The 15,042-nt window shown below is 62.7% G+C and carries 16 protein-coding genes; 3 read left to right on the top strand and 13 right to left on the bottom strand.

What is annotated here, in order from left to right:
* Positions 1–191: 191 nt before the first annotated feature.
* On the bottom strand, positions 192–695 hold the full coding sequence (locus JC881_RS02385; RefSeq protein ID WP_198784109.1) for a Shedu immune nuclease family protein: 504 nt from the start codon (positions 693–695) through the stop codon (positions 192–194).
* An 80-nt stretch (positions 696–775) separates the two neighbouring features.
* Positions 776–1,147, bottom strand: a complete 372-nt coding sequence (locus JC881_RS02380; protein WP_198784108.1) for a hypothetical protein — start codon at positions 1,145–1,147, stop codon at positions 776–778.
* A gap of 103 nt (positions 1,148–1,250) precedes the next feature.
* On the opposite strand from JC881_RS02380, the gene JC881_RS02375 reads away from it, so the two are divergent.
* Genes JC881_RS02375 through JC881_RS02365 form a run of 3 tightly spaced genes read left to right on the top strand, consistent with a single transcriptional unit; the run spans position 1,251 to position 3,390 of the window.
* Positions 1,251–1,850, top strand: a complete 600-nt coding sequence (locus JC881_RS02375) for a hypothetical protein (protein ID WP_198784107.1) — start codon at positions 1,251–1,253, stop codon at positions 1,848–1,850.
* Positions 1,819–2,184: a hypothetical protein gene (locus tag JC881_RS02370; protein ID WP_198784106.1), complete on the top strand. Its 366-nt coding sequence runs from the start codon at positions 1,819–1,821 to the stop codon at positions 2,182–2,184. Before JC881_RS02375 ends, JC881_RS02370 begins: the two co-directional genes overlap by 32 nt.
* Before the next feature lie 6 nt (positions 2,185–2,190).
* Positions 2,191–3,390, top strand: a complete 1,200-nt coding sequence (locus tag JC881_RS02365; protein WP_198784105.1) for a DUF4417 domain-containing protein — start codon at positions 2,191–2,193, stop codon at positions 3,388–3,390.
* Here JC881_RS02365 and JC881_RS02360 read toward each other — a convergent pair.
* The 11 genes from JC881_RS02360 to JC881_RS02310 form a co-directional block, all read right to left on the bottom strand.
* Positions 3,319–4,143: a hypothetical protein gene (locus JC881_RS02360; RefSeq protein ID WP_198784104.1), complete on the bottom strand. Its 825-nt coding sequence runs from the start codon at positions 4,141–4,143 to the stop codon at positions 3,319–3,321. The genes JC881_RS02365 and JC881_RS02360 overlap by 72 nt on opposite strands.
* 33 nt (positions 4,144–4,176) lie before the next feature.
* Complete coding sequence (locus tag JC881_RS02355) at positions 4,177–4,773, bottom strand: recombinase family protein (RefSeq protein ID WP_198784103.1); 597 nt, start codon at positions 4,771–4,773, stop codon at positions 4,177–4,179.
* A 764-nt stretch (positions 4,774–5,537) separates the two neighbouring features.
* A complete protein-coding gene (locus tag JC881_RS02350) occupies positions 5,538–5,762 on the bottom strand; it encodes a hypothetical protein (protein ID WP_198784102.1) in 225 nt (74 codons plus the stop codon).
* A gap of 86 nt (positions 5,763–5,848) precedes the next feature.
* A complete protein-coding gene (locus tag JC881_RS02345; RefSeq protein WP_198784101.1) occupies positions 5,849–6,943 on the bottom strand; it encodes a TetR/AcrR family transcriptional regulator C-terminal domain-containing protein in 1,095 nt (364 codons plus the stop codon).
* Positions 6,924–7,568, bottom strand: coding sequence for a TetR/AcrR family transcriptional regulator C-terminal domain-containing protein (locus JC881_RS02340; RefSeq protein WP_198784100.1), 645 nt, complete (start codon positions 7,566–7,568; stop codon positions 6,924–6,926). The genes JC881_RS02345 and JC881_RS02340 overlap by 20 nt, the downstream gene beginning before the upstream one ends.
* A gap of 278 nt (positions 7,569–7,846) precedes the next feature.
* Complete coding sequence (locus JC881_RS02335; RefSeq protein ID WP_198784099.1) at positions 7,847–8,860, bottom strand: HlyD family secretion protein; 1,014 nt, start codon at positions 8,858–8,860, stop codon at positions 7,847–7,849.
* Positions 8,861–8,890: 30 nt separating this feature from the next.
* On the bottom strand, positions 8,891–10,405 hold the full coding sequence (locus JC881_RS02330) for an MFS transporter (protein WP_198784098.1): 1,515 nt from the start codon (positions 10,403–10,405) through the stop codon (positions 8,891–8,893).
* Positions 10,406–10,476: 71 nt separating this feature from the next.
* Entirely contained in the window at positions 10,477–11,913 is a 1,437-nt protein-coding gene (locus JC881_RS02325) for an efflux transporter outer membrane subunit (RefSeq protein WP_233101491.1), read from the bottom strand.
* A gap of 115 nt (positions 11,914–12,028) precedes the next feature.
* Positions 12,029–12,382 (bottom strand): c-type cytochrome, encoded by a 354-nt coding sequence (locus JC881_RS02320; protein ID WP_233101490.1) that lies wholly within the window; start codon positions 12,380–12,382, stop codon positions 12,029–12,031.
* 14 nt (positions 12,383–12,396) lie between these two features.
* Positions 12,397–14,157: a GMC family oxidoreductase gene (locus JC881_RS02315; protein WP_198784096.1), complete on the bottom strand. Its 1,761-nt coding sequence runs from the start codon at positions 14,155–14,157 to the stop codon at positions 12,397–12,399.
* A gap of 13 nt (positions 14,158–14,170) precedes the next feature.
* Positions 14,171–14,908, bottom strand: a complete 738-nt coding sequence (locus JC881_RS02310; protein ID WP_198784095.1) for a gluconate 2-dehydrogenase subunit 3 family protein — start codon at positions 14,906–14,908, stop codon at positions 14,171–14,173.
* Positions 14,909–15,042: the final 134 nt, after the last annotated feature.

The raw sequence follows: 15,042 nt of genomic DNA, 5'->3' as shown, positions 1-15,042 counted from the left end.
GGCTTAGCGAGAAATTGCTAGGCCATTTTCTTTTGCCAAACGAACTTGGGTGAAGCTTGTGTCACGATTCATGTCACGATGCGTTGTGGAGCTAAGTGGCATGACATGGATAGGGCGTAGACGTTTTCATCGCTCTTTGAGATTGCAGGCGAAGTGTGGTGCTCTGAAATGGGCTCGTTTGCCATGGAGTGTCACGACTTGACCCCACAGATGCGGCGCGCGCGTTCTAGGACGTGGTCGTAAGTGAGCACGGTTAGGTTGTGGTAGCTCGCGTTCAAAATTCGATACGCCTCGGCTTGGCTGTCATTCCAGTTGGCTGACCGACCATAGACAAGCACGCAGCGAGGCTTGACCGTCTTAACTCCTCCAACTCGTTCCAGAAATTTGACGCTGTTGGCCTCGCGTTCGACCTCGAAGATGTAGCGTGCTGCCTGGGTGATTGCCTTCGTCAAATCTACCGACGGAACATAGTTTCCGTGATCGAGGGACCCGGCCCAAAACGCAAGACCACCGTCAGGTCGCTTGATCTCTACGACGTCCAGGAAACCGTCATAGGCCTCCATCAAGAAGTCTGAGATGTGCTGTGTGTCGATATGGCGTTCGTCGAGGACTCTGACAAACTGGCTGCCGAGAACCCAGCTGTTCCGTTGAAACCATTCTTGCCACGGAGCCTCGCGTAGATCGTCCGCAAGCATGCGCTCAAATTCTCGAACGGCGCGCGCACGTCGCGCCTGTTGTAGGCCTGCCGCCAACTCCTCCGGAATGACGTCGTTCGTCAGGATAAAACGGATGAGCTCGCGCTTGTTTGGGAGCGAGAAGAGCGCGCGAATCTGAGTGGCGTTCTCCGTGTCAAAAGGACGGTCGAGAGGAAGAACGCCTTAACGCCTTGGCGAAAAGGTTCGTAGCTCTCCGACAGAAACGCGAGCAGGGCTTGGAACTCTTCTTGATCCAGTGTGAGTTCGCTCTTTGGGGCGAGGAGTTCAACTTCCTCATCGAGTTCGAAGTCCTCTGGCTTTTTGTACCGGCCGAGCTTCAATCGGATGTCCTCCTTCTCAGAGGAGTGTGGAATCTTCCAAAACACGGCGCGGGTGACGACCGTCTTCTTGTTCAGCAGGGTCCTTGCAAGGCGACCTTCGATTCGAGACATACGTTCCTCCACGCTGGGTGAGCTGGTCAAGACCAGCGATAAGTGAAAAGATTGCGCGACACTTGAGATTGTCGTATATTCACTGAATTCAGTGAATGATTTGATGAAAAAGTATCCGACGTTTTTTTTGCTCCCCGCCCAAGGAGTTGGTGGCGGCGAAGTTTGGGCGGGCGAGGCCGTAGGGAAGAAGCTGTTGGCAGAACTGATTGCCCGTGTGCCCAAGCTGGACGACGATCTTGTGGTGGTTGATCTTCATGGGGTTGAGATGGTCACCGCTAGTGCGTTTCGAGCATCACTACGGGGGCTCCGTGAATACATCGGGGGAACGTTTCACAAGCCGACGATCTTTGTGAATGCCGCACCAGAAACGATCGAGGAAGCCGAGTTCGTTGCCGCTAAGTACGGCGACGTGTATCTCTTTGGCGAGTACGGGGATGGCGGGATTCGATGCACCAAGCTAGTTGGTGATATTGACCAGACCTTGGCGGACACACTCGATTTGCTTGCTCTGCAAGATGAGTGCGACGCAAAAGCTTTGTTTGAGCTTCGCAAAACTCCGGGGGTGACCGCTTGGCACAACCGGCTCACAGACCTTGCCGGAAAGGGCTTGGTCACGGTGAGAAGCGAAGGGCGTTCTAGGCGGTATCGCTCTCTTCTTAAGGAGATTCGTCATGGGGATCGAGTTCATCCGGTCGCGCTCTAAGGACCACCACAAAGCTTGGGCGCGAGAGGCCGAGTTGGCTGCGGCCGACCTCTTAACTGGAGCGAATGCCCCCGTGTTTGTCACGCGTGTGTTGCTCGCAAGGGCAACCACTGCGATTGAGAAGCTAGCTCCAGAGACGGTATTGCTCCTCAAAGCGGAGGGGGGCGGGCAAGTTGACTGCTATCTGAAGGACGAACGAGTGGCAACGGTCGAGGGACCGACTGCGATGCAGTTGGTGTCCGAGATGATTGATCGGCCGCACAAATACTTTGCTGCTGTCATCGAAGAGCGCCATACCGAGGCAGGCCTAATCCACGTACGAATCCTGGAGTGATCTCGCATGCTGCCGAACGAAAAACAGTCGATTCCGATCTCGCAAATCCAGCACAAAGAAAGCGCGTCTCTCCTGCTTGGTTGCGGTAGCTGTCACCTCAAGACCTCGTGCGGAGGACTGCAGCTTGATGGCTCGGTCGTTCACTGCCTCGATTTTTGTAGCTGCGAGGATCCGAATTCCTGCGACGTTGTGTGCTCGCATGCCCCTCAGCGCTTCGTCCGGCGCTTGAATGAGGTGGAGGGTTTTGGACTCGACGGCATCGAATTGAAGCCTGCTGTTGCTTGGCCGCGCCTGCCGGTGTGGTTGCCAATTATCGAGAAACCGATGCTTGGCCTCAATATGGCTCTTATCCAGTTCGGCGTCCTCCCCATAAACGCAGCTTGCAAACGAACAGCCGACGGGCTGGTAGCCTTGACCGCTTCAGAGCTGAACCAGAAATTCGGCGGTACACCCGCTGGAGGTTGGGTGCTGACTGGTGTTGACCAAGACTATCGGATCGAGCAAATATGGAGATTGGGGAAAGCAGGTAGAGAGCGACTTTTCGCGGGCCTGAAAGCGTCAGGCATTGTTGCTGCGACATCTCCAAACTTCAGCTTGATTGCAGATGTGCCGCGTTCAGACAATTTGCACGCTCGCAAGCGGATCGGCATTGTGTGGAGCGAGATGAACAGGGCAGGGCTACCGACCGCGCTACATGTGAACGCCCGGAATCAGGCAGATTTCGACTTTTACGCTGAGCTGATCAAGGGGACTGGATGCCGCACCATTTCCTTTGAGTTCGCGACAGGTGCGGGTGCGTCGGAGGCGATGGACCGGTATCTGAGTCGCCTGGCTCGAATGGGTGCGGATATAGCTTGGCCGCTAAGCATTTTTGTGCGCGGCGGCGTTCATCGCTATGAAACACTGCACCGCATTTTTGAAACTGTCACGCAGCTCGACACGAACGCGCACATGAAAGCGCGTAAGCGACAAACACTAGTTCCCGCGACCGGTGATCGCCGCCATCGCTGGATTACAGACCCGAGCATAGCTTTGATGCCGGTAGGGGAAATTTTCCAATTGACCATGGAACAGTGTCGTCAGGTTGACCGCCTAGCTCGCCAGAGTCCTAAGCTCTCTTCAAGTCCGCGAATCTCAAGACTTCGTGTGGCAAAGGTTGATCTGAGCGCAAACGACGAATCCCCTCAGTTGCGCCTGGCTTTTTAACGTGGCTTCATGCGCGCTTGCGCCGTTTGGCTTGAGGTTCAGTGAGACATCGTCAGATCGCACTCGAATCGAAGCGTCGAACTTGCGAAGTATTCGAAGCAAAGTGCTAAATCCAGTGCCTCGACCGGTCTCGCTGAAGCGTGAGGCTCCATTCATAACGGCTGCTGTCATAAGCTGTGATGCGAGTTTTTGGGGCTCAGAGGGACGCGCTTCGGCGTACGCACCCGAAAGTCCCCATCCACTGTCCGCGACCCCAAAAGCGACGGAACGAGAGGGGTAAATTTCATACCCGCAGAGCCCAGATTGGGGTTTTCCACTGTGCTCCCAAATGTTGTCGTGCATCTCGCCGAATGCCCCTGAGATTGCCATTGCTGACGCCGTTTCAACACCTGCAGATTTAAGGCTCTTGCGGAACGTCAATAGGAATCTATCAATCTGATCAGACTCTGGACCAGGTTCGATGGCGCGGAGGAAGTGAACGACTCCCTTGTCAACTCTGGCAGTTGGTTCGCCGCTTTGGATGGCAGAGGTGACTGTCTGGCACACTGATGCTACGGCCGGCAGCCCGATAGATTTCCAGACCCGTGCTAGTGGAAGCAGTTCCAGGGTACCAATCGCGGACGAGATTTTTGCGCTCCGAAGCAGGTCAAAATTTTTTGACTGTCTTGCAAGTGCAATACCTTCTATCGCATGCAGTTCCTCAGAAGTGGAATCAGAGAAGCCAGCGAACTGGCTCGAGAAATTTTTCTCCATCGAGGTTCATTCTGCCTCGATAAGAATATTTCATCAATTTTTAAGATACTGATAAACACTTGCTCGCGAGATACCGAGCGCAGTTGCGATATCGACCTTCGGCATGCCACTGGCGGCCAGCTCCTTCAGCGTCGCGACGGCGCCTGCATCGAGCGACGGCTTCCGGCCCTTGTAGGTGCCCTTGGTCTTGGCTATGGCAATGCCTTCGCGTTGGCGCTCTTTAATGAGCGCGCGCTCGAACTGGCCGACAGCGCCGAGCAGTTGCAGCATCAACATGGAGTACATGGCTTCATGAGATTTGTCTCCCGCGCCTGGCTTTTGGAACGTCAGATTTTCCTTCACGAACGTGACGCTCACGCCCTTGGCGGCCAGCGACTCGACTACGTGCTGCAGATCCTTCAACGACCGCGAGAGCCGGTCCATGCTGTGGACGTACAGATGGTCGCCGTCGCGCAAGTGGCCGAGCATCGCCAGAAACTGTGGTCGATTCGTGTCTTTGCCGCTGGCCTTGTCGGTGAAGATTTTTTCCAGCTCCAGACCCTCGAGCTGGCGCGCGTCGTTCTGATCGGCGCTAGAGACGCGTACGTAGCCGACCCTGTGGCCGGTGACAGGTTTTTTCGGTGGTGTCATGGGGCGGTGGCTTTGTTGGTCAATGTCTGAATTGACTCTAAAAGGTATTTTGGAATTTGTCGATAAATTCCAAAACCGAGCCTATCTGGACACGAAACGGCATCGTTCCAAGTGTCTGGTTAGCGTATACGCTAGATGGACATCTGAGGCGACCACTGGCCGGTAGCGCCAAAAAATCGGCCGCCGTCACAAATGGCAGCAGCGAGACGACCGGCAAGCCACCAAATCCGGCCGCCAAGCGTCTTTCTTGTGTTCGCCGATATCTGGTGGCGGTGGCGGCATCCAGCGGCGCAGCGGCGGCCTGTTCGCGGGCGGGAAAAAATCGGCTGAATATTGAGGAATCGGTGTTATCGCACCTGTCGAGATCGTGGAGTTTCTGACAACCCTTGTCGGAATTTAACCGTTGCTGTTTAAACCTTCGCTGACGATGGTCGACAAGATCGCCAGATAGTTGCCATGCTTACTCTCGCCTGTGCCCTGCGTCACCAAGCTGTGCGTAAGCAGTCCTTTAATGCCGATCAGCTGTGTCGCCAAGCGCCGCAGGACGTTCTTCAGGTACAGATGCAATTCGAGGCCGTTGCCTAACGGCCGCGCATGTTCCAAACCTCGCAAGAACTTCAGAAATGCGCTCCAGCCGCGAGAAGTTCTCTTGCGAGATGTGCCGGGGTTCGCTGTGGATCAGTTCACTGAGAACTAGCAGACCCGTCGCGCAGGCGGTTGCAAGCGCGAAAGCCAAGATCCAGAGGATGCACTTCATCGCCCGCTCACCACACTTCGAGCTCGCGGCACGTGGCCACACGTGCGCCGTGATGCAGTCTCTGCGACCAGTAGTGGTCGATGAAGTCGCAAGCCTTGGAGTCCAGGGCCCATGGCACGGCGCGCGCATTCAGTTTCGTGTACAGGCCCACGCGGCACACTGGGTGGCCCCAGTAGCTCAGTTCTGCGTAGCAACTCTGCGGATCGGCCGCATTGCCGATCTTTAGACTCACGTGCCAGCCCCTGTACTCGAACCGGGAGGTGTGTCGCCGGTCTTCACGCTGCCGCTCATTGCTTGATGCGAACGGCGGGCTTGCATTCACCTTGTAGCCAAAGTCGAGACCAAGGCCGGTGCCGGCAGCATTTTGCTTGGACCGGCGCTTTGCGGATCGTTCGGTATGCGCGCGAGTTGCCTCCATTTCTTCGCCCTAGCGCCGCGCAGAAATATTGAGACCACGGACAAGACATGCCCGTGCACTTCGCTCGGACTTGGCGAGGCGCGCAGGCCGAAGATGATCTCCTGTTGCATGTTTCCCTGGAGCATTGCGATGAACTGGCGCGATGCGGCCGCGCAATCGTCCAGCCCGATGCCGATTTCGCCACGCCCCTTCGCATGCTTGAGTACTTCGCAGACCCGGTCGACCGCGCGCTCGGGGCCGAAGGTCCAGAAAGCCTCTGCGGCGCCCCGGAAGCGGATCGATTCGGAGACGGCCGCTTTGTACAGACTGATGGCCGAGGGCGACATCGTGGCGTTCATGATGCCGTTCCCCAGTTCGGTGAGCGCTTCGTGCAGCGGCAGCGGAGCTTCTCGCAGCGGCAGTGGCTGCAAGGCGCTCTCGGCCTTCCTGTGGGCTAGTTCCTCAAAGTGATGGCTCAGGAACTGCGACAGGTCCACGGGCGTCGCATCGGGGTCGGCGGCCAGTCGCTGGTAGAGCCCGTGCGGTGTCCAAGTCCAGTACGAGCGGCCGAGCAGGAATGAAACGAGCACGGTGCAGTTGGCCCAACCGCGCACCTGGGTGCCACGGCCCGGTATGTTCTCGCGGACGCGGAGGATGTTGCCGGCTGCACCCCAGCGCAGGAACTTGATGGCCTCGTCGAGCGTGAGCACGTTGACCATGAGTCGCGTCCACCAGGGCTCCACCAGAAGCCATTTGTCGTCGTCGACCATGCGCAGCGCGAAAACGTGCTTGTGCTTGGGGTGCGCAAAGCGGTGCCACCACTGCCGCTGCAGCCCGGGGACGAAGCAGACGAACCAGTCGGCCGGCTCAATGGTCAACGGCGAGCCGTTGACGTCGATCTCGCCGGTCAGTTCGTTCGGCACGCCATCGATGCGCGAGCTGTAGATGGTGGCGCTCTGCGGCGCGGTTTCCTGGCTTGATGTCAGGGCCAGGACCTTAGTGAGAAAAGTACGCATGATTCACTTTAATTTCGATGCCGCCACAGAACAGTTCGATGACTTGCGAGATGTCGCCAGGGACATGCAGCGTCTCGCTCGAAGCGCCGCGAAGCGCAATGGTGTTGGACAGGTCCAGGCTGGATCGCAGAAGCGCCATGAGATGGCTGGCCAGCGCGTGGCTCGCCTGCGGCACCACGATGCCCGCAGCTTGCGCGGCATCAAAGAAGCCGGCCAGACCTGCGGCCACGAGGCCGGGGCCGCGCCGGTAGAAGTTCCGTGCGAGTCCGTTTTGCCGGATGGCATCGGTGAGCGCGATCCGATAGAGGCACTTCAACTGCGAGGCGGCGCGTGCATCGGTGACGCGTCGGCCGAATGCCTGAAGGCTGTCATGAAATGAATGCGCTGCAGTGCCGTCGCCCAGCGGCTCCAGCATCGACATCGCGAGCCGCTCGACCAGGGCCACGAGCAGGCCGCTGCCGTTGCCGAACGCATCGACGATGTCCTGGTAGGAGAAGCGCGTCGCGGCGATAACGGCCTCGATGCTCGCGAAGCTGCTGCTCGCATGCTCGGCGGCAGTGGCCACTTCCTTGAGGATCGCGTCGCGTCGACCTTGGGTGCTTGCGTTGTGCGGAGCGATGGACATGGTGTGACTCTGTTTAAGATTGATCCAGGGCTTCGGTTCAAGTGCTGGATGATTGCGAACGGCGTGTGCCTTTTTGCGAGCCCTCGGCCTTGAACCGTGTTGGATGAATATTAGGAAAAAGACATCAATGTTTGAAGCCTGTTCTTCTGCATCGCGATGTTTCCATGAAGGCACCGCGACGATGTGCAAGGCGAGGGCTGATCGACGCAATTCGCCTCGCAGCACGAGATGCTGCGGGCGTCTTGATGCAATGAAGTGGCGCTGAACGCCGCGCAAAACTAGAGCACGTTGGCCCTTGCGTCCTCGGCATCGACGTCGATGCGCGGGCGCACCGACATGCCCACGCGCAGGCGCCGCGCGGCTTCCTGGCCGGGCTCCAGATAAATGCGCACCGGCAGGCGTTGAACGATCTTGGTGAAGTTGCCGGTGGCGTTGTGCGGTGGCACTGGCGAGAAGCTCACGCCGCTGGCGGGCCCCAGGCTTTCCACGCGGCCCTTCAGGCGCACGCCCGGCAGCGCGTCGACGACGATGTCCACGGGCTGGCCGACGCGTACGCGCGCCAGCTGCGTTTCGCGGAAATTCGCTTCGACGTACAGGGCATCGAGCGGCACGAGCGTCAGCAGCGGCTCGCCCACGCGCGCATAGCCGCCCACGCGGGCCCTGCGCTGCGCGACGATGCCGTCCAGCGGCGCGAATACGCTGGCGTACGACAGGTTGAGTTCGGCATTGGCGTGCGCGGTGCGCGCTTTCTCGACCTCGGCGCGCAGCACCGCTACTTGCTGCTCGGCCGAGCGCAGACCGGCCTGGTCGCGCTCGCGCGCGGCCCGTCGGTTGTCCCATTCGGCGTCGGCCTGCTGGTGGGCCTGCACCGTGCCCGAGCCGTCGCGCGCGAGGTTGGCGAAGCGGCTGCGGTTGGCCTCCGCGAGCTTGAGGCTTGCGACGGATGCGGCCAGTCCCGCGCGCGCCTGCGCGATCGTGCTCTGCTGCCGCTCGAGCTGCGCCTGCAGGCTGTCGACGTTGGCCTTTGCGGCATCGACGGCGATGCGCAGCGCGCGATCGTCGATGTTCACAAGCGGCGCGCCTGCCTTCACTGCCTGGTGATCGTCGACCGACACGCGGCCGATGACGCCGGCGACCTGCGGCGCGACAACGGTGAAGTGGGCCTGCACGTAGGCGTCGTCGGTGCTCTGCTCGGAGCCGCCCGACTCCGGCCGGTTGAAGATGAAGAAGGCCGCCACGAGAGCGACAGCGGCGGTCGTGCCGACTGTGATGCGAAAAAGATTAGAGGCCATGATGGGTTCCGCTCTTGAGAAAGGTGAGATTCAGGAGGTGGCGCGCGCGGGCGCGGCGGGCTGGGTGACGACGGGGGCCATGGCGGTGGAGGGCGCCGGAATGCGCTGCAGCATCAGCACGACCGGCACCAGCAACAGCGCCAGCAGGCCGAAGACGAGGTAGGTGTCGGCGGCGGCCAGCACGCTGGCCTGTCGCGCGACGCTCCCGGCGAGCGTGTTCAGCTGCATCTGGGCGTCGGACAACCGGGCGGTCAGGTGCCCGGCCTGATCCAGCATCATCTCGCCGTGGAAATGGCCGCGCACCACCATGAGCTCACCCACGACCGCGCCGGCCAGCACCGAGCCGAAGGTGCGCAAAGTGTTGACGATGCCCGCGACATAGGCGCCTTCGCTCGGTTGAACCACGCTGGTGGCGAGGAACAACAGCGAGACGATTGCCAGGGGCTGCCCGATGGCATGAAGCACCTCGGCCTGGACGAACTGCGCCACCATCCACTCGCCGGTGATGGCGCTGCCGAGCCAGCAGGCGAGCGCTATACAGACCAGGCCCGCGGCGAGGACATGGCGCGCATCGACCCACCGCTGGTAGAGCAACAGCGCGGCCCCCACGCCCAGCACGAGTTGCGGTAGGCCCACCATCAGCCCGATGTCGGCGCTCTGCGCGAGCCGAAAGCCTTGCAACTGCGCGAGCGCGAGCAGTGGTAGGTTCACCGCGGTAGCGGAGATCATCAGCAGCAGTACGAACACGCTGAAGCCGAGCCCGAGGTTACGGCGCCCGAGCATCTGTAGCTTGATGAAAGGTGCCGGGTGCCGCCACTCGCAGAGGAGAAACAGCGCGGTAAGTACGCCGCCCAGCAGCAGCGAGGCGACGATGAGCGGCGAATGGAACCAATCCAGACGCACGCCTTGGTCGATACCGACCACGAGCAGCGCAAGGCCGGGAATGCCCAGCGCCATGCCGAGCCAGTCGCCTTGTCTCAGGCGCGGCAGTGCGGGCGGTGACTTCGGCAGGCCCCAGGCGACCAGCGCCATGGCCGCAAGGCCGAGCGGTATCACGTGCCAATAGGCCCAGCGCCAGTCCTGGAGCCCGTCCACCCAGACTGCCGCGAGCCAGAGCGCGACGTTGGGGGTGAAGGTGGACGTGAGCGCGTAGAGCGCCAGGCCGTGCAGCCGCACGGGCGGAGGCAGGAAAGCGAGCGCCGCGCCCATGAGCATCGGGATCATCGTGCCAGAGCACAGACCCTGCAACGTACGCAACGCGAGCAGGAGATTCAGGTCGTGCACGAAGGGCAAAAGCGCCGACAACACCAGCGCTGTGCCGAGCATCGCGAGGTGAAAGCGGCGCATCGAGAAGGTCAGGGCGAACCACATCGCGAACGGCATCGCGGCCAGTTCGCCCGCGGCATAGGCGGTGGTGAGCCACGAGGCATCGTCGCGCGCGAAGCCCAGCGCGCCCTGCACATCGGCCAGTACGAGGCCTGGCACGCGGCTGTTCAGCCCCGCGACGATCGCCGCCAGCAGCACGCCGAGCAGGCCGGCAGCCATCTGTGGTTTGAACCCCGGCGCGCCGGGGCTGGCCGGGGATGCTGGAGGCACCGAAGCCGCCGCTCGCGCACTCACGATGCGCCTCCAGCCAGCGTCGCCGTGTGCAGCGCCGGCGACCAGCCGCCGCCCAGCGCGCGGTAGAGCGAGACCACCGAAAGCGCCGAAGCCGTGGCGCAGTTGGCGAGTTCGGCCTGGCTGGCCAGCAGCGAGCGTTGCGCCACCAGCACTGCGGTGAAGTCTGCGGTGCCCTGCTCGTACGCGCGCTGCGCCACGTCGAGCGCCGTGCGGTTCTGCGTCAGAGCCAGCTGCAACTGCGCGTGGCGCTTGAGCTCGGTGCTGTAGGCGGTCAACGCATCGTCCACTTCGTGCCAGGCGCGCAGCACGGCTTGCCGGTAGGCAATGCCCGCGATGCGATGGCGCGTCTCGCTCAACGCGAGATTGCTCCGCAGCCGCCCGCCCTGAAAGATCGGCAAGTGCAGCGCCGGTCCGATCGAGAAGCGACGCGAATCCCAACTGCCCAGGTCCGACAGGTCCAGCGCCTGGAAGCCAAAGCTGCCCGTGAGACTCACGCGCGGATAGAAATCGGCCTCGGCCGCGCCGATGTCCGCGACTGCCGCACGCAGGCGGGCTTCGGCCTGCAGGATGTCAGGCCGGCGGCGCGCCAGCTCCGACGGAACGCCGATCGGCAAGCGCCGTGGCATCGCAGGCAGGGCGGCACTCGCCAGGCGCGCGTCGAGCTCCCTGGGCGCCTGGCCCAGCAGCAGCGCGAGCGCGTTCATCAGCGCATCACGTTGTTGCTGCAACTGCGACAGACGCGCTTCGATGCCGGCGGCATCGGCGCGTGCCGATGCCGCATCGAAGCGGGTGGCGACGCCGTGACGCTCCCGACTCTCGGCCAATCGCACGAGGTTGCCGGCGATCTGCCGGTTCTCCTGGACGATCGCCATTTGCGCCTGTACGCCGCGCAGCAGCAGATAGGTGCGCGCGATGTCGCCGGCCACCGAGACTCTGACCGCTTCCATGCCGTAGGCGCTGGCCATCAGCCGTGCCTCGGCCGATTCGCTCTGCTGGCGGAGACGGCCCCAGAGGTCCAGCTCCCAGCCGGCCTGAAGGCCCAGGGTCCAGCTGCTCGTTGGATGGGTGGGCGCGCCGAGCAAGGCGAACGGCGCGTAGTCGCTCAGGGCCGAGCGAGTGTAGGCAGCATCGGCAGAAACCTGGGGTCTGCGTGCCGCATCGGCCAGGCCGAGTTGCGCGCGGCTCTCGTCGATGCGCGCGGCTGCGACCTGCAGGTCCAGGCTGGCGCCGGCGGCTTCTGCCTGCAGCGCAGAGAGCGTGGGGTCGCCGAGCAGTTGCCACCATTCGGAGGGCATCGTCTCTTCGGTGAGGGCCGGTTCCTTGGCCATCGCGGCCGCGCGCGCTCGCAAGGCGGCGTCGTGCGAGTCGAGCGACGGCAGCCGGACATCCGGTGCCGACAGGCAGCCCGCCAGCGAAAGGGCCAGGGCGAGCATGGCTCCGCCGTGTGCGGCTCGGGGAAGCTCTTGGTGCTGAAAAGCGCGGCTCATGGAAATTCTCCTGTGGAAGGGCACATTGCGCGGGCGCCGTCTGCACAACGGCCTGGCGCCGCTATCGCAGTGTCTTCAGGTACTTGACGAGTTCAGCCACTTCGCCCGCGTCGGGGACGCCCGCAAAAGGCATGCGGTTGCCGGGCACCGCCTGCTGTGGATCGGTCACGAAGGCCGCGAGCGACTTGTCGTCCCAGGTGATGTCGGCGCTCTTCATCGCGCGGCTGTAGCCGAAGCCGGGCGCCGAGCCGGCCTTGCGGCCGAATACGCCGGCCAGCGGCGGGCCGATGGCGGCGCTCCCCGCGGTATGACAGGCCGCGCAGGCGGCCCACGTCTTGGGCGGCTGCACGGTCGATTGACCGTGCGCCAGGTTCATGACGGTCGCGGCGCAGGCGGCGAAAAGAAGGGGTTTCATGGTGCGGGTTCTCCTCACAACATGCGCGGTTGCTTGGCGTAGCGCACGAGGTCATCGCCCAGGCGCAGCGCGAGCGCCGCGAGCGGACCGGTCGGGTTGTAGCCGGCGTTGTGCGCGTAGACCGACGCGCCGACCACGAAGAGGTTCTGCGCGTCCCAGTGCTGCAGGTGCGGCGAGACCACGCTCGTTGCGGGATCTGCGCCCATGATGGTTCCACCGGTGGTGTGCGTGGTCTGGTACTGGCGCGCGTCGAAGTCGCCGCGCCGGGGTTGCGGCGTGCCCACGGTCGTGGCGCCCATGGCGCGCGCGATGCCGGCGGCCTTGTTCGTGACGTACTCGCTCATGCGGTAGTCGTTCTCGTGGAAGTTGAAGGTCATGCGCACGAGCGGCATGCCGTAGGCGTCGCGGTAGGTGGGGTCCAGGTCCAGGTAGTTCTCGCGGTGAGGGTAGTTGCTGCCGTGCACGGAGACGTTGAAGGCGTGCGAGTACCAGTCGGCGTTGGCCTGCTTCCAGGCCGATCCCCAGCGCGGCGTGCCGGCCGGCAGCAGCCGCGCATTGATCGGCCGGCCGTTCGTCACGTTCGAGTAGATGTAGCCGCCGCCGAAGAAGCCGAGCCCGGCGTGGTCGAAGTTGTCGCCGTTGAACTCGTCCACGACCATCTGCGAGGAACCCGAAGCCATGAACGGATTGATGAAGCGGTCCTTGAAGAACACCGGCACCGACGACATCACCTGGTAGCAGAAGTTCTTGCCGACCGTGCCCTTGCCGGTCTTCGGGTCGTAGGGCCTGCCGATGCCGCTCGTGAGCAGCAGCTTGGTGTTGGTCATGGTGAATCCCGAGAGCACCACCACGTCGGCGGGCTGCTCGTACTCCTGCGCGGTCTGCAGGTCGATGAAGCGCACGGCGGTGACGCGTTGGGCGCGCTTGTCGTAGTCGATGCCGGTCACCTGGGAATGCAGGCGTATCTCGAAATTGCGTTGCTTCTGCAGCATCGGGTAGAGCAGCACCATCGGGCTGGCCTTGGCATTGGCTTCGCAGAGAAAGCGTTCGCAGTGGCCGCAGTACTGGCAAGGTGCGAGGCTCGCACCGTCAGGGTTGGTGTAGGCGCCCGGCGAGTTGGCCGCGGGCAGCGGGAACGGCTTGTAGCCGAGGCTCTGTGCGGCGGCCTTGAAGATCCGGCCCGATTCGAGGATTTCGAGCGGCTTCTGCGGAAAGTCGCGCTTGCGCGGTGCCTCGAAGGGGTTGCCGCCCTCGATCAGCTTTCCGCCGACATTGCCGGCCTGCCCGGCGATGCCGAAGAGCTGCTCGAAGAGGTCGTGGTAGGGCTCCATCTCTGCGTAGCCGATGCCCCAGTCCTGCACGGTCATCTCGCGCGGGATCGCGGCCTTGCCGTAGCGGGCCTCCAGGCGGGTGCGCAGGGCCGGGTCGTATTCGGCCCAGCGCCAGGTCTGGCCGTTCCAGTGGTTGGCCGCGCCGCCCATGCCGTCGCCCGGGAGAAAAGCCTCCATCCGGCGCACGGGCAGGGCGCTTTCGCTCGCGGCGTGGCGCAGGGTATAGGTCTCGTTGGCCCAGTTCTGGACCAGGCCGTTGTGCACGCCCCAGCGCAATTCGTCGCGCTGGTTGGGCAGTGTCGCGGCGGCGCTGCCGGCATGGTCGCCGCCTCGCTCGAGCACCAGCACGTCGATGCCGGCGCTCATCATCTGCCGTGCCGCGAGTGCGGCGGTGAGTCCGCCGCCGACGAAGACGACGGAGCGCTTGGGTAGTTTCTTGGTCATGGTGCGTGGGTCTTCAACTGAAGTCCTCGATCGACTGCGGTTTGGACGCGGCGGGGACGGCGCGGCCTCGGAACTCGACGACGTTGCGTCCGTGAAAAGCGGGCAGCCCCGGAAAGCCGATGGCGCGCCAGAAGGCCTTGTCTCGGTTGCCGCCGTAGATCGGGTCGGCAAAGCAGGCCTGCGCGAACAGCGGATAGAAAAGGTCGTTGAACCATGCGCCAAGCGCGTAGCGCTCGTTGTCCATGCGGCCCGCGGCCACCTCCTGCAGCAAGGCGTCCAGGCGCGGAGCATCGAGTTGCTCGATGGCCTTGCCCGTGCGCTGCTCGGCCTCGTGGCGAAGCATTGCGATGCCGGCCTTGAAGTGTTCTTCGGGCGTGAGCGGCGACTGGTAGCCGTGCTGCGGCTTGCCTGGGCGCCAGGGACCTTGCCGATAGAGCTGGTCGCCGCGTCCCCAAGCGCCGGCGAGTTGTCGGTCGATGTAGACGTGGAGGCCGCAGTCGACGCCGTTTGGCGTCAACGCATCGGCAGGGCACATCAGGTTCACCAGGGCTTCGACACAGGCCACTTCCTGCGGGCCCAACGACAAATACCCTGAGGCACGCGACGGGCTGGCCGAGACGCTTTGCGCCGAAGTGGAAGATGCAGCAAAACCGCCGAGCAGTGCCGGCGCCGCGAGCGCCGCGCCGGATGCGCCGCCTATCTTGCGCAGGAACAGACGCCTGGCGGACGGCTCCTTGCCGTGGATGGACATAAAGACTTTCTTTCGTGGAGCAGAGGTTGCGCAGACAGTGCTAGCAAGAGTGGGCCCTGGCCTGAAACTGTCACGCTGCGATGGGCTCATGCTATGGAGCCGTCCCTCATTCCGGAAGATCGGCAGACGGAATC

It is taken from the genome of Variovorax sp. IB41, from assembly GCF_016405905.1.
Taxonomy (GTDB): Bacteria; Pseudomonadota; Gammaproteobacteria; order Burkholderiales; family Burkholderiaceae_C; genus Variovorax.
Note: the sequence above shows the minus strand (reverse complement) of the source record. Positions and strands in the feature narration are given on the sequence as shown.

Bases quoted from the DNA above. Each gene is read 5' to 3' on its own strand.
- JC881_RS02320 (WP_233101490.1), bottom strand. From the start codon at position 12,382: ATGAAACCCCTTCTTTTCGCCGCCTGCGCCGCGACCGTCATGAACCTG.
- JC881_RS02325 (WP_233101491.1), bottom strand. From the start codon at position 11,913: ATGCTCGCCCTGGCCCTTTCGCTGGCGGGCTGCCTGTCGGCACCGGAT.
- JC881_RS02345 (WP_198784101.1), bottom strand. From the start codon at position 6,943: ATGCGTACTTTTCTCACTAAGGTCCTGGCCCTGACATCAAGCCAGGAA.
- JC881_RS02375 (WP_198784107.1), top strand. From the start codon at position 1,251: ATGAAAAAGTATCCGACGTTTTTTTTGCTCCCCGCCCAAGGAGTTGGT.
- JC881_RS02355 (WP_198784103.1), bottom strand. From the start codon at position 4,773: ATGACACCACCGAAAAAACCTGTCACCGGCCACAGGGTCGGCTACGTA.
- JC881_RS02310 (WP_198784095.1), bottom strand. From the start codon at position 14,908: ATGTCCATCCACGGCAAGGAGCCGTCCGCCAGGCGTCTGTTCCTGCGC.
- JC881_RS02360 (WP_198784104.1), bottom strand. From the start codon at position 4,143: ATGGAGAAAAATTTCTCGAGCCAGTTCGCTGGCTTCTCTGATTCCACT.
- JC881_RS02365 (WP_198784105.1), top strand. From the start codon at position 2,191: ATGCTGCCGAACGAAAAACAGTCGATTCCGATCTCGCAAATCCAGCAC.
- JC881_RS02380 (WP_198784108.1), bottom strand. From the start codon at position 1,147: ATGTCTCGAATCGAAGGTCGCCTTGCAAGGACCCTGCTGAACAAGAAG.
- JC881_RS02315 (WP_198784096.1), bottom strand. From the start codon at position 14,157: ATGACCAAGAAACTACCCAAGCGCTCCGTCGTCTTCGTCGGCGGCGGA.
- JC881_RS02385 (WP_198784109.1), bottom strand. From the start codon at position 695: ATGCTTGCGGACGATCTACGCGAGGCTCCGTGGCAAGAATGGTTTCAA.
- JC881_RS02335 (WP_198784099.1), bottom strand. From the start codon at position 8,860: ATGGCCTCTAATCTTTTTCGCATCACAGTCGGCACGACCGCCGCTGTC.
- JC881_RS02340 (WP_198784100.1), bottom strand. From the start codon at position 7,568: ATGTCCATCGCTCCGCACAACGCAAGCACCCAAGGTCGACGCGACGCG.
- JC881_RS02370 (WP_198784106.1), top strand. From the start codon at position 1,819: ATGGGGATCGAGTTCATCCGGTCGCGCTCTAAGGACCACCACAAAGCT.
- JC881_RS02330 (WP_198784098.1), bottom strand. From the start codon at position 10,405: ATGGCTGCCGGCCTGCTCGGCGTGCTGCTGGCGGCGATCGTCGCGGGG.